The 17,939-nt window shown below is 67.4% G+C and carries 17 protein-coding genes; 14 read left to right on the forward strand and 3 right to left on the reverse strand.

Features of this window, described 5'->3' with window-relative positions; genetic code table 11:
* The first annotated feature begins 19 nt into the window (after positions 1–19).
* Positions 20–871 carry a methionyl-tRNA formyltransferase gene (locus tag GDR74_RS12410; RefSeq protein WP_152586593.1) on the forward strand — a complete coding sequence of 284 codons (852 nt, stop codon included), beginning with the start codon at positions 20–22 and terminating at the stop codon, positions 869–871.
* 1 nt (position 872) lies between these two features.
* Here the strand turns inward: GDR74_RS12410 and GDR74_RS12415 are convergent, their stop codons facing one another.
* Positions 873–1,394 (reverse strand): flavin reductase family protein, encoded by a 522-nt coding sequence (locus GDR74_RS12415; RefSeq protein WP_152586594.1) that lies wholly within the window; start codon positions 1,392–1,394, stop codon positions 873–875.
* A gap of 250 nt (positions 1,395–1,644) precedes the next feature.
* On the opposite strand from GDR74_RS12415, the gene GDR74_RS12420 reads away from it, so the two are divergent.
* From GDR74_RS12420 to GDR74_RS12475, 12 genes are all read left to right on the forward strand, one after another.
* Positions 1,645–2,565, forward strand: a complete 921-nt coding sequence (locus GDR74_RS12420) for a branched-chain amino acid ABC transporter permease (protein WP_152586595.1) — start codon at positions 1,645–1,647, stop codon at positions 2,563–2,565.
* 11 nt (positions 2,566–2,576) lie between these two features.
* Positions 2,577–3,992: a high-affinity branched-chain amino acid ABC transporter permease LivM gene (gene livM / locus GDR74_RS12425; RefSeq protein WP_152586596.1), complete on the forward strand. Its 1,416-nt coding sequence runs from the start codon at positions 2,577–2,579 to the stop codon at positions 3,990–3,992.
* The gene (locus tag GDR74_RS12430; RefSeq protein ID WP_152586597.1) at positions 3,992–4,834 is read left to right on the forward strand and encodes an ABC transporter ATP-binding protein; all 843 of its coding nucleotides are present in this window, start codon (positions 3,992–3,994) and stop codon (positions 4,832–4,834) included. The genes livM and GDR74_RS12430 overlap by 1 nt, the downstream gene beginning before the upstream one ends.
* Positions 4,831–5,604 (forward strand): ABC transporter ATP-binding protein, encoded by a 774-nt coding sequence (locus GDR74_RS12435; protein WP_152586598.1) that lies wholly within the window; start codon positions 4,831–4,833, stop codon positions 5,602–5,604. Before GDR74_RS12430 ends, GDR74_RS12435 begins: the two co-directional genes overlap by 4 nt.
* Positions 5,604–5,966, forward strand: a complete 363-nt coding sequence (locus GDR74_RS12440; protein ID WP_152586599.1) for a DUF6867 family protein — start codon at positions 5,604–5,606, stop codon at positions 5,964–5,966. Before GDR74_RS12435 ends, GDR74_RS12440 begins: the two co-directional genes overlap by 1 nt.
* Positions 5,967–6,090: 124 nt before the next feature.
* A complete protein-coding gene (locus GDR74_RS12445; protein WP_194164530.1) occupies positions 6,091–7,218 on the forward strand; it encodes a branched-chain amino acid ABC transporter substrate-binding protein in 1,128 nt (375 codons plus the stop codon).
* A gap of 551 nt (positions 7,219–7,769) precedes the next feature.
* Positions 7,770–9,479 carry a methionine--tRNA ligase gene (gene metG / locus GDR74_RS12450; protein WP_152586600.1) on the forward strand — a complete coding sequence of 570 codons (1,710 nt, stop codon included), beginning with the start codon at positions 7,770–7,772 and terminating at the stop codon, positions 9,477–9,479.
* A 61-nt stretch (positions 9,480–9,540) separates the two neighbouring features.
* The gene (locus tag GDR74_RS12455; RefSeq protein ID WP_152586601.1) at positions 9,541–10,137 is read left to right on the forward strand and encodes a helix-turn-helix domain-containing protein; all 597 of its coding nucleotides are present in this window, start codon (positions 9,541–9,543) and stop codon (positions 10,135–10,137) included.
* A 14-nt stretch (positions 10,138–10,151) separates the two neighbouring features.
* Positions 10,152–10,706 (forward strand): GNAT family N-acetyltransferase, encoded by a 555-nt coding sequence (locus tag GDR74_RS12460; RefSeq protein WP_152586602.1) that lies wholly within the window; start codon positions 10,152–10,154, stop codon positions 10,704–10,706.
* A 116-nt stretch (positions 10,707–10,822) separates the two neighbouring features.
* Positions 10,823–12,304: an ABC transporter substrate-binding protein gene (locus GDR74_RS12465; protein WP_152586603.1), complete on the forward strand. Its 1,482-nt coding sequence runs from the start codon at positions 10,823–10,825 to the stop codon at positions 12,302–12,304.
* A gap of 305 nt (positions 12,305–12,609) precedes the next feature.
* Positions 12,610–13,557: an ABC transporter permease gene (locus tag GDR74_RS12470; RefSeq protein ID WP_152586604.1), complete on the forward strand. Its 948-nt coding sequence runs from the start codon at positions 12,610–12,612 to the stop codon at positions 13,555–13,557.
* Positions 13,554–14,396 (forward strand): ABC transporter permease, encoded by an 843-nt coding sequence (locus GDR74_RS12475; RefSeq protein WP_152586605.1) that lies wholly within the window; start codon positions 13,554–13,556, stop codon positions 14,394–14,396. The genes GDR74_RS12470 and GDR74_RS12475 overlap by 4 nt, the downstream gene beginning before the upstream one ends.
* A 16-nt stretch (positions 14,397–14,412) precedes the next feature.
* Here GDR74_RS12475 and GDR74_RS12480 read toward each other — a convergent pair whose 3' ends face one another.
* The gene (locus GDR74_RS12480) at positions 14,413–15,423 is read right to left on the reverse strand and encodes an LLM class flavin-dependent oxidoreductase (RefSeq protein WP_152586606.1); all 1,011 of its coding nucleotides are present in this window, start codon (positions 15,421–15,423) and stop codon (positions 14,413–14,415) included.
* A 241-nt stretch (positions 15,424–15,664) separates the two neighbouring features.
* Between GDR74_RS12480 and GDR74_RS12485 the strand changes: the two genes are divergently transcribed.
* Positions 15,665–16,438 (forward strand): hypothetical protein, encoded by a 774-nt coding sequence (locus tag GDR74_RS12485; protein WP_152586607.1) that lies wholly within the window; start codon positions 15,665–15,667, stop codon positions 16,436–16,438.
* A gap of 24 nt (positions 16,439–16,462) precedes the next feature.
* Here the strand turns inward: GDR74_RS12485 and GDR74_RS12490 are convergent, their stop codons facing one another.
* Positions 16,463–17,887: an amidase gene (locus GDR74_RS12490; protein WP_152586608.1), complete on the reverse strand. Its 1,425-nt coding sequence runs from the start codon at positions 17,885–17,887 to the stop codon at positions 16,463–16,465.
* Positions 17,888–17,939 lie beyond the last annotated feature (52 nt).

Below are 17,939 nucleotides of genomic sequence, written 5' to 3' on the forward strand. Positions count from 1 at the left end.
CCGGAAACCCGAGCAGGACATGCGCTTCGCTTTCGCCGGCATCGACTTCCTGGGCGACGTCTTCGAGACGCTCCTGGCCAGGGGCTGGGAGCCCGTGAGGCTCTTCAGCCGGCCCTGCGACGGCATCTACGACTTCAACGAGGTGACGGTGGCGCGGGCGCGGGCCCTGCGCGTGCCCGTCCAGCTCGCCCGGATCGGACCGGCGGATCTCGCGCAGCTGAAGGCGTCGCGCTGCCAGGCCCTGATCGTTGCCGGCTACCCCTGGCTGGTCAGGGGATGGGAGGCCCACATTCCCTACGCGGTGAACTTCCATCCCTCCCCTCTCCCCCTCGGCCGCGGCCCCTATCCCCTGTTCCAGGCCATTCTCGACCGGGTCCCGGAATGGGGCGTCACGGCCCATGTCCTTCATCCCGCCTTCGACACCGGCCCGATCCTGGCGCAGGAGACCTTCCCCCTCGCCCCGGACGAGAACCACGACCGGCTGCTGGCCCGGTGCCAGATGGCGGCGAGGCGCATCGCCGCCCGCCTCGCCGACGACCTGCCGCGGCTCTGGGACCGGGCGAGCCCGCAGGGGCCGGGGAGCTACTGGCCGCGCATGACTCAGGCGCACCGCACCGTGAACTGGAACGGGAGCGTGGACGACGTGCTGCGCACCGTCCGCGCCTTCGGCTCCATCGAGGCGTTCGCCCAGGTGAATTCGCGGCTCCTGCACGTGTGGGAGGCAAGCGGCTGGCGCGAGGAGCACCGTCACCGGCCCGGGACCCTCGTCCATCGCCACCGGGACCATCTGGTGGTCGCGGCGCGGGACGGCTTCGTCCAGCTGACGGGCTGGAGCGCGTACCCGCCCAAGGGGCCGCGCCGGAGGGATTAGGTCAGATGCGGTGATAGAGCCGCCCCTGGTAGGCCAGCGCCGGCTGCGGCTCCCCGAGCCGGACGGCGACGATCCGGCCGACGATCACGTAATGGCTGGCAACGAGACGGGCGTCGTCCAGGCGGCAATCGAAGGCGGCGAGGCTCGAGGCGAGGAGCGGCGCCCCGGTCTCCAGGACGTCCCAGCTTCCGACCGTGAAGCGGTCGAGGCCCTCCAGTTTCGCCCGTCCGGCGAAGGCATCCGCGACCGGAGCGTCGGCGATGCCGAGGGTGTTCACGCAGAACACGCCGTTGGCGATCAGCGCCTTCGCCGTGCGCCCGCCCGCGTTGACGCAGACCAGGAGCGAGGCGGGCGAGTCCGTGACCGGGGTGACGGCGGTGGCCGTGAAGCCCGCCCGCCCCGCCGGCCCGTCGGTGGTCACCACGTGGACGGCCGCCGCGACGCGGCTCATCCCCTCCCGGAAAAGGGCGGGATCGACGCTGCGGCCTCCGGAGAGGTCGGGGGTGGAATGAGTCTTCAACATCTGTTTTCGTGGGAGCCTCTTCCACCCTTTCGGGAGAAGCACAAGTCCATAGAAGGCATATGGTTGCGATCCGGCGTTTTGAAAGCCGCCGTCCATCAGGGGCCGTTATAGGAAACTTAACAGATTGTTGTCGCGGGTCCCGCGGTTTGCTAGAGACCCTCCGCCTTATGTCCCGCTTGGCCTCGACCGTTCGCCGTGCTTTGTTGGGACAGCTCAAGAATGACCCCTTCCAGAGGGGCAAGGGTAGGACATGGAAATTTTTGTGCAGCAGCTCATCAACGGGCTGACGCTGGGGTCGATCTACGGCCTCATCGCGATCGGCTACACGATGGTGTTCGGCATCATCGGCATGGTGAACTTCGCCCACGGCGACGTCTTCATGCTTTCGGCTTTCATCGCTCTCATCTTCTTTCTGATCGTCACGACCTGGCTCGGGATTTCCTCGATCGCCCTGGCGCTCCTGATCGTGATGGTCGTGGCCATGGCGCTCACCTCCCTGTGGGGCTGGGCCATCGAGCGCATCGCCTACCGGCCCCTGCGCGGCTCCTTCCGCCTGGCGCCGCTGATCTCGGCCATCGGCGTGTCCATCTTCCTGTCGAACTTCGTGCAGGTGGCCCAGGGCGCGCGGAACAAGCCGACCCCTCCCATGGTCGGCGACGTGATCGTGCTGTTCCAGGGGGCGAGCGGCTACAACGTGGCCCTTTCCTACAAGCAGATCATCATCATGATCTCGACGATCGTCCTGCTCACGATCTTCTGGTACATCGTCCAGAAGACCTCCCTCGGGCGCGCCCAGCGCGCCTGCGAGCAGGACCGCAAGATGGCCGCCCTCCTCGGCATCAACGTGGACCGGACCATCTCCCTCACATTCGTGATCGGCGCGGCCCTGGCCGCGGTCGCGGGCACGATGTACCTGCTGTATTATGGCGTGGTGAGCTTCAGCGACGGCTTCGTGCCCGGGGTGAAGGCGTTCACGGCGGCGGTCCTGGGCGGCATCGGGTCCCTGCCGGGGGCGGTGCTCGGCGGCCTGATCATCGGCCTCATCGAGACCTTCTGGTCGGCCTACTTCACCATCGAGTACAAGGACGTGGCCGCGTTCTCGATCCTCGCCATCGTCTTGATCTTCATGCCCTCCGGCATCCTCGGACGGCCTGAGGTCGAGAAGGTTTAAGGAGCCTCGCCATGAACGCTCCTCCGATCACCACCTCCTCGGCCGAGCAGACGGCCGCGCCGAGCCGGTTCGATCTCGGCGCCGCCCTCAAGGACGCCTTCGTCACGGCGCTGATCACCCTCGGCCTGTCGATCCCGATCCTCTCCTACAAGACCGACCAGAGCGGCGCGGACCTCTACCTGACCCCGCGCTGGGGCCTCGTGGCCATCGTCTGCGCCATCGTCTTCGGGCTCCGGCTCCTCCAGCACGCCTTCATGGCGACCCGGGCGGCGCGGCAGGCGCTCCCCGATCCCCATCAGGCGACGGAGCCGGTCCATGCGGAGCCGAGCGCCTACCAGAAGGCCTCGCGCTTCGCGATTCCCTTCTTCCTGGGCATCGCGGTCGCCTTCCCGTTCCTGGTCTACCTGATCCAGGGCGGCCTCAACGAGTCCCGCTACTGGGTGGACCTCGGCATCCTCATCCTTACCTACGTGATGCTGGGATGGGGCCTCAACATCGTGGTCGGCCTCGCCGGCCTCCTCGACCTGGGCTACGTGGCCTTCTACGCGGTCGGCGCCTATTCCTACGCCCTGCTTTCCACCCATTTCGGCCTGTCCTTCTGGATCTGCCTGCCGCTCGCCGGCATCCTGGCGGCCTTCTGGGGCATGATCCTGGGCTTCCCGGTGCTGCGGCTGCGCGGCGACTATCTGGCCATCGTCACCCTCGCCTTCGGCGAGATCGTCCGCCTCGTGCTCATCAACTGGGTGGACCTGACCAACGGCGGCGCCGGCATCTCCTCGATCCCGCGCGCGACCTTCTTCGGCATCCCCTTCACGGCGGGCGAAGGCGGGTTCGCGAGCACCTTCGGGCTCCCGTTCAACGGCATGCACAGGATGATCTTCCTCTACTACCTCATCCTGGCGCTCGCCCTGCTCACCAACTTCGTGACCATGCGCCTGCGCCGCCTGCCCATCGGGCGGGCCTGGGAGGCGCTGCGCGAGGACGAGATCGCCTGCAGGTCGCTGGGCATCAACACCACCAACACCAAGCTGACGGCCTTCGCCATCGGCGCGATGTTCGGCGGCTTCGCGGGCTCGTTCTTCGCGGTCCGGCAGGGCTTCGTTTCCCCGGAGAGCTTCAACTTCCTGGAGTCGGCGATCATCCTCGCCATCGTGGTCATGGGCGGCATGGGCTCGCAGATCGGCGTCGCCATCGCCGCCCTGGTGCTGGTGGGCGGCCCCGAGCTGCTGCGCAACCTCGGCTTCCTCAAGGCCGTCTTCGGCGAGGGCTTCGACCCCAACGAGTACCGCCTCCTGCTCTTCGGCATGGGCATGGTCGCCATGATGGTGTGGCGCCCGCGCGGCCTGATCTCCGAACGCGAGCCTTCGGTCATCCTGAAGGAACGCAAGGCGATTTCGGCTTCGCTCGTGAAAGAAGGACACGGCTAATGCGCTGGCTCCAGAACCCCCTTCTCGACGTCCAGCATCTGACGATGCGCTTCGGCGGCCTCGTCGCCATCAACGACCTGTCCTTCCAGGCGGGACGCGGCGACATCACCGCCCTGATCGGCCCGAACGGCGCCGGCAAGACGACGGTGTTCAACTGCATCACCGGCTTCTACAAGCCGACCGAGGGCATGATCGTGCTCCGCAAGCCGGACGGCGGCCAGCTCCTGCTGGAGCGCCTGCCCGGCCACAACATCAACTGGAAGGGCCGGGTCGCCCGCACCTTCCAGAACATCCGCCTGTTCTCAGGGATGACCGTGCTCGAGAACCTGCTGGTGGCGCAGCACAACTCCCTCATGATCGCCTCGGGCTTCACCTTCCTGGGCGTGCTCGGGGTCGGCGGCTACCGCAAGGCGGAGAAGGAGGCCATCGACCGCGCCCGGTTCTGGCTGGAGAAGACCCGCCTGCTCCACCGGGCCGACGACCCGGCCGGCGACCTCCCCTACGGCGACCAGCGCCGGCTGGAGATCGCCCGCGCCATGTGCACGGACCCGCTCCTGCTCTGCCTGGACGAGCCCGCGGCGGGCCTCAACCCCCGCGAGTCCCTGGAGCTCAACGAGCTTCTCCTGTCGATCCGCCAGGATCACGGCACCTCGATCCTCCTCATCGAGCACGACATGTCGGTCGTGATGGAAATCTCGGACCATGTGGTGGTGCTCGACTACGGCACGAAGATCGCCGACGGCACCCCCGCGGAGGTGAGGAGCGATCCCCGCGTCATCGCCGCCTATCTGGGCGTCGCCGACGAGGAAGTGGAGAAAGTCGAAGCGGAGATCGGCGCATGAGCACCGCGGCCATCAGCCCGTCGACGGCGCTTCAGGGCGGGGCGGCGCGCCAGCCCCTGCTGAGCGTGCGCGGCGTCAAGACCTATTACGGCAACATCATCGCCCTCAAGGGCGTGGACCTCGACGTGCACGAGGGCGAGATCGTGACCCTCATCGGCGCCAACGGCGCCGGCAAGTCCACGCTGATGATGACCATCTTCGGCAACCCGCGGGCGCGGGAGGGCACGATCACCTTCGCGGGCAGGGACATCACCCGGATGCCCACCCACGAGATCGCCCGCCTCTCCATCGCGCAGAGCCCCGAGGGGCGGCGCATCTTCCCGCGGATGACCGTGTTCGAGAACCTGCAGATGGGCGCCTCCATGAACGGGCTCGCCCATTTCGACGAGGATCTCGAGCGGGTCTGCACCCTGTTCCCGCGCCTCAAGGAGCGCCTGAACCAGCGCGGCGGCACCCTCTCCGGCGGCGAGCAGCAGATGCTCGCCATCGCCCGCGCGCTCATGAGCCGGCCGAAGCTCCTGCTCCTGGACGAGCCCTCCCTCGGGCTCGCCCCGCTGATCGTGAAGCAGATCTTCACGATCATCAAAGAGCTCAACGAGCGGGACGGGATGACCGTCTTCCTCGTGGAGCAGAACGCCTATCACGCGCTCAAGCTCGCTCATCGCGGCTACGTGATGGTGACCGGCAACATCACCATGAGCGGCACCGGCAGGGAGCTGCTCGAGAATCCGCAGGTTCAGGCCGCCTATCTCGAAGGAGGGCACCGCTGATGCAGGGCATCCTCTACGAAGAGCCCTCGATCTGGCTCTTTCTGTTCGTCACCGTGGTGCTGGGCGGCTCCGCCGCCTGGATGACCGGGCGGGCCATCGCCATCACCTGGCGCCCGTTCTGGCAGCTCCTGATCTACCTGCTGATCCTGGCGATGGCGGTCCGGTTCATCCACTTCGCCCTGTTCGGGGGGACCCTGCTCTCCCTGCACTACTACGCCATCGACGCCATCGTGGTTCTGATCATCGGCGCGCTCGGGTTCCAGTACAACCGGGCGCGGCAGATGACGACCCAGTACCGCTGGCTCTACGAGCGGACCGGGCCGTTCGGATGGAAGGAAAAAACCTCTCATACGAACGGCTAAGTCTTAGAAATTCCAGCGTGACTTCCGCTCAAAAAGAGTCATGATGTCACGCGGACGGCGGGTTCCGGCCTGCTGAACCGGCCCCAGGAAGGGGGCCTATAAAACCACCCAGAGGAGTGACCTCATGAAGAAATTGCTGTTGACCGGCGTTGCGCTCGGTCTTGGCCTCGCCTTCTCCGGCGCAGCCAACGCGCAGATCAAGATCGGCGTCGCCGGTCCCATCACGGGCCCGAATGCCGCTTTCGGCGCGCAGCTCAAGAACGGCGTCGAGCAGGCGGTCGAGGACATCAATGCGGCTGGCGGCATCAACGGCCAGAAGCTGCAGATCGTCGTCGGCGATGACGTTTCCGATCCCAAGCAGGGCGTCTCCGTGGCGAACAAGTTCGCCGCCGAGGGCGTGAAGTTCGTCGTCGGCCACTTCAACTCCGGCGTCTCGATCCCGGCTTCGCAGGTCTATGAGGAAGCCGGCATCGTGCAGGTCACCCCGGCCTCGACCAACCCGCAGTTCACCGAGCGCGGCATGTGGAACACCTTCCGCACCTGCGGCCGCGACGACCAGCAGGGCCTCGTCGCCGGCAGCTACCTCGCCGACAAGTTCAAGGGCAAGAAGGTCGCCGTCGTCCACGACAAGACCCCTTACGGCAAGGGCCTTGCCGACGAGACCCAGAAGGCGATGAACGCCAAGGGCCTCAAGGAGGTCGTGTATGAAGGCATCAACCCGGGCGAGAAGGACTACTCCGCTCTCGTCTCGAAGCTGAAGCAGGCCGGCGTCGACGTGGTCTATTTCGGCGGCCTCCATACGGAAGCCGGCCTCATCATCCGCCAGATGCGCGACCAGGGCCTCAACGCCCCGCTGATGTCGGGCGACGGCATCGTCTCGGCCGAGTTCACCTCGATCGCCGGCCCCGGCGCCGAGGGCACCCTGATGACCTTCGCGCCCGATCCGCGCAAGAATCCGAACGCGAAGGAAGTCGTGGCCAAGTTCAAGGCCAAGAACTACGACCCCGAGGCCTACACGCTCTACAGCTACGCCGCCGCCCAGATCCTGGCCGAAGCCGCGAAGCAGGCCGGCAGCACCGACGGCAAGAAGGTCGCCGACGTGATGCATTCGGGCAAGCCCTTCAAGACCGTGATCGGCGACATCTCCTTCGACAAGAAGGGCGACATCACCCGTCCGGACTACATCATGTACGTCTGGAAGAAGGGCGCCGACGGCAAGATCGACTACTCGGGCAACGAGATCGGCATGTAACCGCCCGGCCCGTCCGAAAGGAGCCCGCCCTGGCGACAGGGCGGGCTTTTTCATGGGCGGGGGCAGGCCGGGATTTCTTCATCCTCCGTTCGGCGGCAGGAACCGGTATGGCGTCGCGACACCCCGGTTTCCAAACCGGCGGCAGGACTTGCCGAGGAAGGTCGTGAAAGGCTGTCGTCGGGAGCGATAAGCTAGTGTGAGTAATGAATGCTATCGAAATAGTCCCCTTCCGCTGGAATCGTATCGTTCATCTGTCCCGCTCCGGGAAGCGATGGATTAGGGATATGCCTCCAGACGGCAGAAAGCTTCTTGTCTGCAGGTCCGGTCCGGGGCATAAATGACTGCTCGATAGATGAGAATTGCTATGTTCCACTTCTGCCTTGCCGCACGAATGCGCAGGCCCGACCAGCAGGAGACCGGTCGGAGGGGATAGCATGCGCCTGATCGCCCGCGTGTAAGCGTCGGAACCCGAGCTCTCCTGCCGCTGCCGGAGGGCTTTTTCATGCCGGGACCCGACGCATCCACCGCGAGAGCACCCCAGGAGGGGCACCATGGCGAAGGCACTCATCACATCCGCGTTGCCGTACATCAACGGCGTCAAGCATCTCGGCAACCTGGCCGGTTCGCTGCTGCCGGCCGACATACATGCGCGGTTCCGACGTCAGATCGGCGATGAAGTCCTGTTCATCTGCGCAACCGACGAGCACGGCACCCCGGCCGAACTGGGAGCCGCCGAGGCCGGCCTCGCCATTCGGGAATATTGCTGTCGCCAGCATGTCCTGCAGGCGAACATCTACCGCCGCCTGAACTTGTCGTTCGACCACTTCGGACGCTCGTCCTCGCGACAGAACCACGCTCTCACCCAGCACTTCTTTCGACGGCTCGAGGAGAACGGGTTCATCGAGGAGCGCGTTCTCCACCAGTTCTACTCGCATGAGGACGGCCGCTTCCTGCCGGACCGCTATGTCGTCGGCACCTGTCCCCATTGCGGATCCCAGCGGGCGCGGGGAGACCAGTGCGAGGACTGCGCAAGGACCCTGGATCCGACCGACCTCATCGATCCCCGGTCGGCAATCTCCGGCAGCACGGACCTTGAAATCCGCCCGAGCCGCCATCTGTTCCTGAAGCAGACCGCCCTCGTGGAGGAGCTCGAAAGGTGGATCGCGACCCGAACGGGTTGGCTTTCCCTTGTCACCTCCATTGCCCGGAAATGGCTTGATGAAGGCCTTCAGGATCGCTGCATCACCCGCGATCTCGACTGGGGCATTCCTGTCCCGAAGCCCGGCTATGAAGGCAAAGTCTTCTATGTCTGGTTCGACGCGCCCATCGCCTACATTGCAGCGACTCAGGAATGGGCTGAGCTCAACCCCGAGACGCGCGACTGGCGCAGGTGGTGGCAGGCCGAGGACGTCGAATATCTCCAGTTCCTCGGCAAGGACAACGTACCGTTCCACGCCGTGAGCTTCCCCTGTACGTTGCTGGGCTCGAGGGAGCCGTGGAAGACGGTCGACATCATCAAGGGCGTGAACTGGCTCACCTTCGAAGGTGGAAAATTCTCGACGAGCGAGCGGCGGGGCGTATTTCTCGACGAAGCCCTCGATCTGCTGCCCGCGGACTACTGGCGCTGGTGGCTGGCCTCGAACGCGCCGGAAGGAAGCGATACCGACTTCACCTTCGATCGCTTCGTGCAGGATGTGAACAACGATCTTTCCGACACTTTCGGAAATCTGGTCAACCGGACACTCGCCTTTGTCACCTCCAGATTCCAGGGGGTCGTTCCCGGGACCGGGGCCCCATCCGAGGCGGAGAGGCAGTTGGAACAGGATCTGGCCCAGCACCTCGACGCCCTTAGACGCCACCACGCAACCGGCTCGCTGCGGAAGGCAGCGGAGGACGTGCGAGCAATCTGGCGGCTGGCAAACGGCTACTTTGCGGCTCAGGCTCCGTGGGCAAGCTTCCGGACGGATCCCGACCGCTGTCGCGTGACAGTCAGGACCGCCGTCAATCTTGTCGGAGTTTGCGCCACCGTCGCGTGGCCGTTCATCCCGAGCACGGCTGAGACGGTTCTGGCGTCCCTGGGCCTTCCACAAGGTATTCCAGCTTGGCCCGCGGCCGATTCGCTACGTCTCGTCAAGGCAGGCAGCACGATTCAAACCCCTCCGCTGTTGTTCCGCAAGCTCACGCAGGACTGGGCTGAGGAACAGCGGAACCGGTTCGGGAGACGCACTTCGGCGCCGTGGAGGGCAGGCCCTCCTTCGTAGCCTCTCCCAGCGTACGCCCCAGCCGATTGACTCCACTATACTGGAAATGCATTCTAATATAATGGATGACGCACCCGATATTCATGCCCACTTGGCCCGCCACCTGCGGAGCCTGCGCAGGGGTCGCGGCCTGTCCCTCGATGCGCTCGCCACGAGAACGGGGGTGAGCCGCTCCATGATCTCCCTCATCGAGCGCGGCGAGGCCAGTCCCACAGCCGTGGTCCTCAACCGGCTCGCCGCGGGCCTCGGGGTGAGCCTCGCCTCCCTTTTCGCCGAGGAGGACACGCCGCAGGCGTCTCCCTTGGTCCGCCGTGCCGCGCAGCGGACCTGGCGCGACCCGGACAGCGGCTATCTCCGACGCACCCTGTCCCCGCCGGGATACCCCTCCCCCATCGAGTTGGCCGAAGTGACGCTCCCGCCGGGCGCGCGGGTGGCCTACGATTCCGGCCCGGGCGCGGGCATCGGCCAGCAGGTCTGGATCCTCGAAGGCGAGGTCGACGTCGCCACCGGCGAGGACAGGCATCGCCTCGCGGCGGGCGACTGCCTCTGCATGCACCTGGACCGGGCCAACGTCTTCCACAACCCCGCCGACCGCCCCGCCCGCTACCTGGTGGCCCTGGCCGCCGATCCGGGACGGGCGCGGGCCCGCGAAACCTGACCTGCGAGACACTCATGGAAGAAAGCGTCGCGAGAGAAACCGTCGAACTGCGCTCCCTCGGCCCGCAGGAGGCCAGGGAGCGGATCGCCGCCCTGTCGGCCGTGCTCATGGACTGCGTCGAAGGCGGCGCGTCGGTGAGCTTCATGGCGCCCCTGACCCGCGACAGGGCCGACGCCTTCTGGACGGGCGTGGCCGAGGGCGTCGCGGCGGGCGAGCGCATCCTGATCGTGGCGCACGACCGGGACGGCGACCGGATCCTGGGCACGGTCCAGGTCGTGCTGCGGCAGCCCGAGAACCAGCCCCACCGGGCCGACATCGCCAAGATGCTGGTGCACCGCGCGGCGCGGCGGCGGGGCCTCGGCGCGGCCCTGATGCGCGCCGCGGAGGATGCCGCCCGTGCCGCCGGCAAGTCCGTCCTCGTGCTCGACACCGTAACCGGCGGCGCGGCGGAGCGCCTCTACACGCGCCTCGGCTGGGTGCCCGTCGGCGTCATCCCGAACTATGCCCTCTGGCCCCAGGGCGGCTTCTGCGACACGACGGTGTTCTACAAGCAGATCCGGCCCTTGTGAGGATCCGGCCTCCGCGTCCCGCGCGAAGCGCAAAACCGGGTCCACTTTTCCGCGCGATGCGCTAAGCTGCCGCACCGAGCATTCTCGCTCCAAGGAACCGGATGGGACATCGTTCAATGTCGAAGCGCTTTCTGGCCGCCGCCCTCATCGTTTCAGCCAGCGTCATCCCGGCCTACGCCGCGAAGACGTCCCTCGTGATCGGCATGCCCATCGAGCCGCCCGGCCTCGACCCCACCATCGCCGCGCCGGTGGCCATCCGCGAAGTGACCTGGGCCAACCTCTACGAAGGCCTGGTGCGCATCGACCGCGACGGCAAGGTGCAGCCGCTGCTGGCGAAGAGCTGGGAGATCGCGCCGGACGGGAAGACCTACACCTTCCGCCTGCAGGAGGGCGTGAAGTTCCACGACGGCACGACCTTCGATTCCGCCGACGTGAAGTTCGCCTTCGACCGCGCCCGCGCGCCGAACTCGACCAACGCGCAGAAGCAGATCTTCGCGCCCATCGAATCCATCGAGACGCCCGATCCCGCGACCGTGGTGATCAAGCTCAAGGAAACCTCCGGCAACTTCCTCTACTATCTCGGCTGGGGCGACGCGGTGATCGTCGCGCCCGAGACGGCGGAGAACAACAAGGCGACCCCCGTCGGCACCGGGCCGTTCAAGTTCAAGTCCTGGACCCGGGGCGACCGGGTCGAGCTCGTGCGCAACGCCGACTACTGGCAGAAGGACAAGACGAAGCTGGAGAGCGTCACCTTCCGCTTCATCAACGATCCGCAGGCCCAGGTCGCGGCCCTGCGCGCGGGCGACGTGGACGCGTTCCCCAATCTCGGCGCGCCGGAACTCTTCAGCGAGCTGAAGAAGGATCCGCGCTTCAAGGCGGTTGCCGGCAATACGGAAGGCGAGATCGTCGCCGGCATGAACAACGCCAAGAAGCCCTTCGACGACCCGCGCGTGCGCCGCGCCCTCATGCACGCGGTGGACCGCAAGGCCCTCGTGGAAGGCGCCTATTCCGGCTACGGTCAGCCCATCGGCAGCTTCTTCTCGCCCAACCATCCTGCCTTCGTGGACATGACCGGCGTCGTGCCCTACGACCCCGCGAAGGCCAAGGCGCTGTTGAAGGAGGCGGGCTACGGCAACGGCCTGTCCATCACCATCAAGGCGCCGCAGATGGCCTATGCCAGCCGCTCCGCGGAGCTCCTCGCCGCCATGTTCGCCGAGGTCGGCGTCGACATGAAGATCGTCCCCACCGAGTTCCCGGCCAAGTGGATCGAGGAGGTCTTCAAGAACAAGGACTACGACGTCACCATCGTGGCGCACACGGAGCCGCTCGACATCGATATCTTCGCCCGCGACAACTACTACTTCAATTACAAGAACGACAGGTTCAAGACGCTCATCGCCGAGGCCGCCAGGACGACGGACGAGAAGGCCCGCTTCGCCAAGTATGCGGAGGTGCAGAAGATCCTGGCCGAGGACGTGCCCGCGCTCTTCCTCTTCCAGCTTCCGAAGCTCGGCGTCTGGAACGCGAAGCTGAAAGGCCTATGGGAAAACTCCCCCGTTCCCGCGAACGACGTGACGGAGGTCTCCTGGACGGATTAGCGAGGGCTCCGATCGGAGGCCGCTTCCTGCGGTGGCACGGCCCACCGTTTCAAGGCCGCCTCCCCGTCATTCCGGGACAGCGCGGAGCGCTGGGCGCGGAATCCATCAGTGCCTGCTCTGCGGAAATGAGCGCAGCGGCTGCCATTGCGGCTTTTCCTCCAGCGCGCTGGTCATGGGTTCCGGGTTCTCGCCATCGCTCGCCCCGGAACGACGACGGAGGCAGCCGCCCTTCCACCCGGTGCGGAGGAGAAGCCTGCATCCTCGCGCCGACGCCATTGCCCGCAACCGCCGGATGACCTGATTTCATGCTGCGCCTCGTCGTCTCCCGTCTCGCCTCGCTCGCCGTGACGCTCGTCGCGGTGTCGCTGGCGATCTTCCTGATCCTGGAGGTGCTGCCGGGCGACCCCGCCGCGATCATGCTGGGCACCGCCGCAAGGGAGGACACGCTCGCCGCCCTGCGGCAGGAGCTCGGGCTCGATCAGCCCGCGCCGGTGCGCTATCTCGCCTGGATCGGCGGATTGCTGCACGGCGACCTCGGGCAGTCCATCACCTACAAGATGCCGGTCTCGACCCTCGTGGCGGAGCGCATGGCGGTGACGCTGCCCTTGAGCCTCCTCGCCATCCTGATCTCGACGGCGCTGGCGCTCCCCCTCGGCGTGGCGGCCGCCGCGCGCCGGGACCGGCTCGTGGACAGGGCCGTGCTGGTGTTCAGCCAGCTCGGCGTGGCCGTGCCCAACTTCTGGATCGGCCTGCTCTTCATCCTGTTCTTCGCAACGCGGCTCGGCTGGTTCCCTGCCGGCGGCTTCCCGGGCTGGAACGCGGGCATCGGGCCCGCCCTGCAGGCGCTGCTCCTGCCCGCCCTCGCCCTCGCCCTGCCGCAGGCGGCGGTGCTCACCCGCGTCACGCGCTCGGCGACGCTGGAGGTAATCGGCGCGGATTTCGTGCGCACGGCACGGGCCAAGGGCGTCGACAGGGGCGCGACGCTGCGCCGGCACGTGGTGCCGAACGCGCTCATTCCCGTCACTACCATCCTCGGCCTGCAGCTCTCGTTCTTCTTCGGCGGAGCGATCCTGGTGGAGAACGTGTTCAACCTGCCCGGCCTCGGACGCCTTGCCTATCAGGCGCTGAACCAGCGCGACCTCGTGGTGATCAAGGACATCGTCCTGATCTTTTCCGGGCTCGTGATCGTCATCAACTTCCTGGTCGACATCGGCTACGCGATCCTCGACCCGCGCCTGAGGAGCCGCGCATGAAGTCCGCTCCGCGCCTGCGTCTGAACGCCGCCCTCGTGATCGGCGGAATCCTGACGGCGCTTCTCATCGGCACCGCCCTCCTCTCCCTCGTCTGGACGCCGGAGTCGCCGACGCGCGTGCGCGTCGCCATGCGGCTCAAGGGGCCGCTGGAGGCCGGGCTCCTCGGCACCGACCATTTCGGCCGCGACGTCGCCTCGCTGCTGATGGCGGGGGCGTGGAACTCCCTCGCCATCGCATGGCCGGCGGTGCTGCTCGGCGCCGCCATCGGCACCGCCGTAGGCAGCGCCGCGGCCGCCTGGCGCGGCGTGGCGGACGAAATCGCCATGCGCGTCTCGGACGTGGTCTTCGCCTTTCCCGCCGTTCTCTCCGCAATCATGATCGGCGCGCTCGTCGGCTCGGGGCCGCTGGCGGCGATCCTCGCCATCGCCGTGTTCAACGTTCCCGTCTTCGCTCGCGTCACGCGCGGCGTCGCGCTACAAGTCTGGACCCTCGACTACATCGCGGCGGCCCGCGCCCTCGGCAAGCCGCCCCTGCGCATCACCCTGGAGGACGTGCTTCCCAACATCGCCGGCGCGCTCATCGTCCAGGTGACGATCCAGCTCGCGCTGGCCATCCTCACGGAAGCGGGACTGAGCTATCTCGGTCTCGGCGTGCGGCCGCCGAACCCGAGCTGGGGCCGGATGCTGAGCGATGCGCAGACCTACCTGTCCCAGGCTCCTCACCTCGCCATCGCCCCCGGGCTCGCCATCGCCCTCTCCGTGCTCGGCCTCAACCTGCTGGGCGACGGCCTGCGGGACGCGCTGGATCCCACGCTGCGGGGGCGCGGCGCGACCGCCTGAAGGCCCTCGCGATTCCTCACCCGGCGAGAGCGGGCTCGCGGCCCATGGCCCTGTGGACGTCCGCCAGGATTTCGTAAGAGCGCAGGCGCTTGCCGTGGTCGAAGATCGCGGAGGCGACGATGAGTTCGTCGGCCTGCGTCCTTGCGACGATGTCCTCGAGGCCCTTGCGGACCGTCTCCGGCCCGCCGACCACGGAACAGGCGAGCATGCCCATGGCCTGCGCCTTCTCCGTCGGGGTCCAGTAGCTCTCAATGTCGTCGATGGGCGGCCGGAGCTGGCCGCGCACGCCGCGGAAGAGGTTGGTGAACTGCTGCTGCGGCGTCGTGAAGAGATGGCGCGCTTCCGCATCCGTCTCGGCGGCGATCACGTTGATGCCGACCATCGCATAGGGCCTGTCGAGCTGCTTCGAGGGCTGGAAGCGTTCCCGGTAGACCTGGAGCGCCTGCATGAGCGCGCCCGGGGCGAAATGCGAGGCGAAGGCATAGGGAAGCCCCAGCATGGCCGCGAGCTGCGCGCCGAACAGGCTCGACCCGAGGATCCAGATCGGCACGTTCGAATCCGTTCCCGGCACCGCCTGCACGGCCTGCCCCGGCTGGAGGGGCCCGAGGAGCGCCTGCAGCTCCACCACGTCCTGCGGAAAGGTGTCGGCGCTCGCCGGATCGCGGCGCAGGGCGCGCAGGGTGAGCTGGTCCGTGCCCGGCGCACGCCCCACGCCGAGGTCGATGCGCCCCGGGAACAGGGCCTCCAGCGTGCCGAACTGCTCCGCGATGACGAGAGGCGAATGGTTCGGCAGCATGATGCCGCCCGCGCCCACGCGGATCCGCTCGGTGCCTCCCGCCACATGGGCGATGACCACGCTCGTCGCCGCGCTCGCGATGCCCACCATGTTGTGGTGCTCGGCCAGCCAGTAGCGGTTGTAGCTCCACCGGTCGGCATGCTGCGCCAGGTCGAGGGTGTTGCGAAGGGCCTGCGCGGGCGTGCTCCCATGGGGAACCGGAGCGAGATCGAGCACTGAAAGAGGGGGCATGATGAACGTCCTTCGTGGGGGCGAGGGCTCGCTCCCATGGGAGACGGCCCGGAAGACCCGTCCCCAGAGATCTGTCCTCGCCCCGCGGGATGCAAGACGGGCCGCGCGCGGGCGCGGCGAAAGGAATAACGTTTCGGCCATGGATGCCCGCATCGCACACCCCGCCGCGCCCATACCGTTACGTCATATGGCGGCCATATTCATTAACAGAGTTTAACCGGACGAATGGATCCGGATGGCAATGAACAGACGAACTGGGACGAACCGCATCTGCGCGGGCCTTGCAACGGCGGTGCTGGCGCTTGCCCTCATGGGCACCGCCGCCGAGGCGCGCAAGGTCTCCTACGAGATCAACGGCAAGCGCTACACGTACGACACGAACGATCCGCATCAGGTCGAGTCCGCGCGTAAACGCATCGAGGCCGCCAATGCCGCGGACGCGGCGCGGGCGAAGGCCGAGGCGGAGAAGGCTTCCATGCCCCTCGTCTCCGTCTTCGGATCGCAGGCCCAGAAGGAGGCGGCGGAAGCCAAGGCGCGGCTCGAACGGGTTCTCGCCGAGCAGGATGCGGCAGATGCCGCCCGCAGGCAGGAGCGGGCCGCCGCGAAGGAGTCCCAGAGCCGTCGCGCGTCCGAAGACGATCAGGCCCAGGCTCCCGAAACGGATCGCGACCGCACCGAGACGGCCCGGAACGCGGCCTCCGCCAGGACCGAGCCTGCCCACGTCACGCGCATGGACGCCCCTGCGGATTCCGCCGCCACCACCGGCACCCAGCCGATGGTGAAGTCGGTGTCGTTCGACGTGGAGTCGGGCATCAAGACCATCATCATGTCGGACGGCTCGATCCAGGAGGAGCCGTTCGACACCGCCACGATCGCGAAGCTCGCCTTCGAGCAGGACAGCTCCGGCAGCCTGTCCGACTTCGTGAACAGGATCCGCAAGGCCGCGCCCGAGGAGACGACAGGCTCCACGCAGAAGGCCGACGCCCATGCGCCGGCCGCCCCGCGGCAGCCTTGATCGTCCCCCGCCTCTCTTCCGGGCTCAGAGCTTCGGCCAGTCGCGCTGCTCGCCCCGCATCCCCTCCCAGGCGTGGGCGAGCCTCATCACCCCGACATCGTCGAAGCGCCGCCCGACGATCTGGAGGCCGATGGGCAGGCCCGACGCGGTGAAGCCCGCATTGACCGACGCCGCCGGCTGGTCGGACATGTTGAAGGCCACCGTGTAGCCGATGTGCTCGAACGGCTCCTCCGGATCGTGGATGGGCGACGCGAGTTCCGCCTGGTAGGCGACGACCGGCGCCACGGGGGAGAGCATGAAGTCCACGTCCTTCGTCGCCTCCACGGCGGCCTGGCGCATCGCCAGCATCTGGTTCATGCCGGAATAGACCTGCGCTCCGGTGAGCGACTTCCCGCCCTCGGCCCATTTGAGAATGTAGGGCAGGACCCGCGCGCGCTGGTCCTCGCTCAGCGCGCCGATGTCCATCCAGGCCCGCTGGCGCCAGAAATCGTCGAGGCCGTCCAGCATCTCCCGCGTGACGAAGGGCTCGATCGCGACGATCTCTGCGCCCGCCTCGGCGAAGAGACGCGCCGCCCGTTCGACGCAGGCTCGCACCTCCGGATCGAGGGCGATGCCGACTCCCGCCTCCATCATCACGCCGATGCGCAGGCCGCGGATGTCGATGTCGAGGTCGAGCCAGGGCAGGTCCTGGAACGGCAGGCTCATCGTGTCCCGCACGTCGGGACGCACGAGGCTTCGCATCATCAGGGCGGCGTCATGCACGGTGCGGGTCATCGGCCCCGCCACGCGGCCGTAATAGGGCGGATCGATCGGCACCCGCCCGAAGCTCGGCTTGAGGCCGAACACGCCGCACCACGCGGCCGGCAGGCGGATCGAGCCGCCGATGTCGGTTCCCACATGGAACGGGCCATAGCCCGCGGCCGCGGCCGCGCCGGCTCCCGCGGAGCTGCCGCCCGGGTTCTTCGACAGGTCCCAAGGGTTGCGCGCGAGCGGATGGAAGCTCGACAGCCCCGAAGAGAGCATGCCGTAATCCGGCATGGTGGTCTTGGCGAGAATGACGACGCCGTCCTCGCGCAGCCGCGCGGCGGGCGGCGCGTCGGCAGGAGCCGGGACCAGCGGTCGCGCCGCCGTGCCGAGCGGCACCGGCGTCCCGCGCGTCGCGATGTTCTCCTTGATCGTTCCGGGAATCCCGTCGAGGGGCAGGGCCGCACCGCGCATCCAGCGATCCTCCGAGGCCCTGGCATCCCTCAGCGCCCCGTCGGGATCGAAGGCGTAGAGGGCCTGGAGCTTCGGCTCGTAGGCGTCGATCCGCGCGATCACCGCCTCGACGACCTCGACCGGCGAGATCTGCCGGCGGGCGTAGCCGTCGAGGAGGTCGGCCGCCGTCCAGTCGGCCGGATCGGCGGCTTTTCCGGAATGGGCGGGATGGGAAACGGATGGCGCGGTCAACTCTCGGCTCTCCCTCGTGTCGTTCTTGGATTCGCAACGCCATGCTGCGCCA

The organism is Microvirga thermotolerans, from assembly GCF_009363855.1.
Taxonomy (GTDB): Bacteria; Pseudomonadota; Alphaproteobacteria; order Rhizobiales; family Beijerinckiaceae; genus Microvirga; species Microvirga thermotolerans.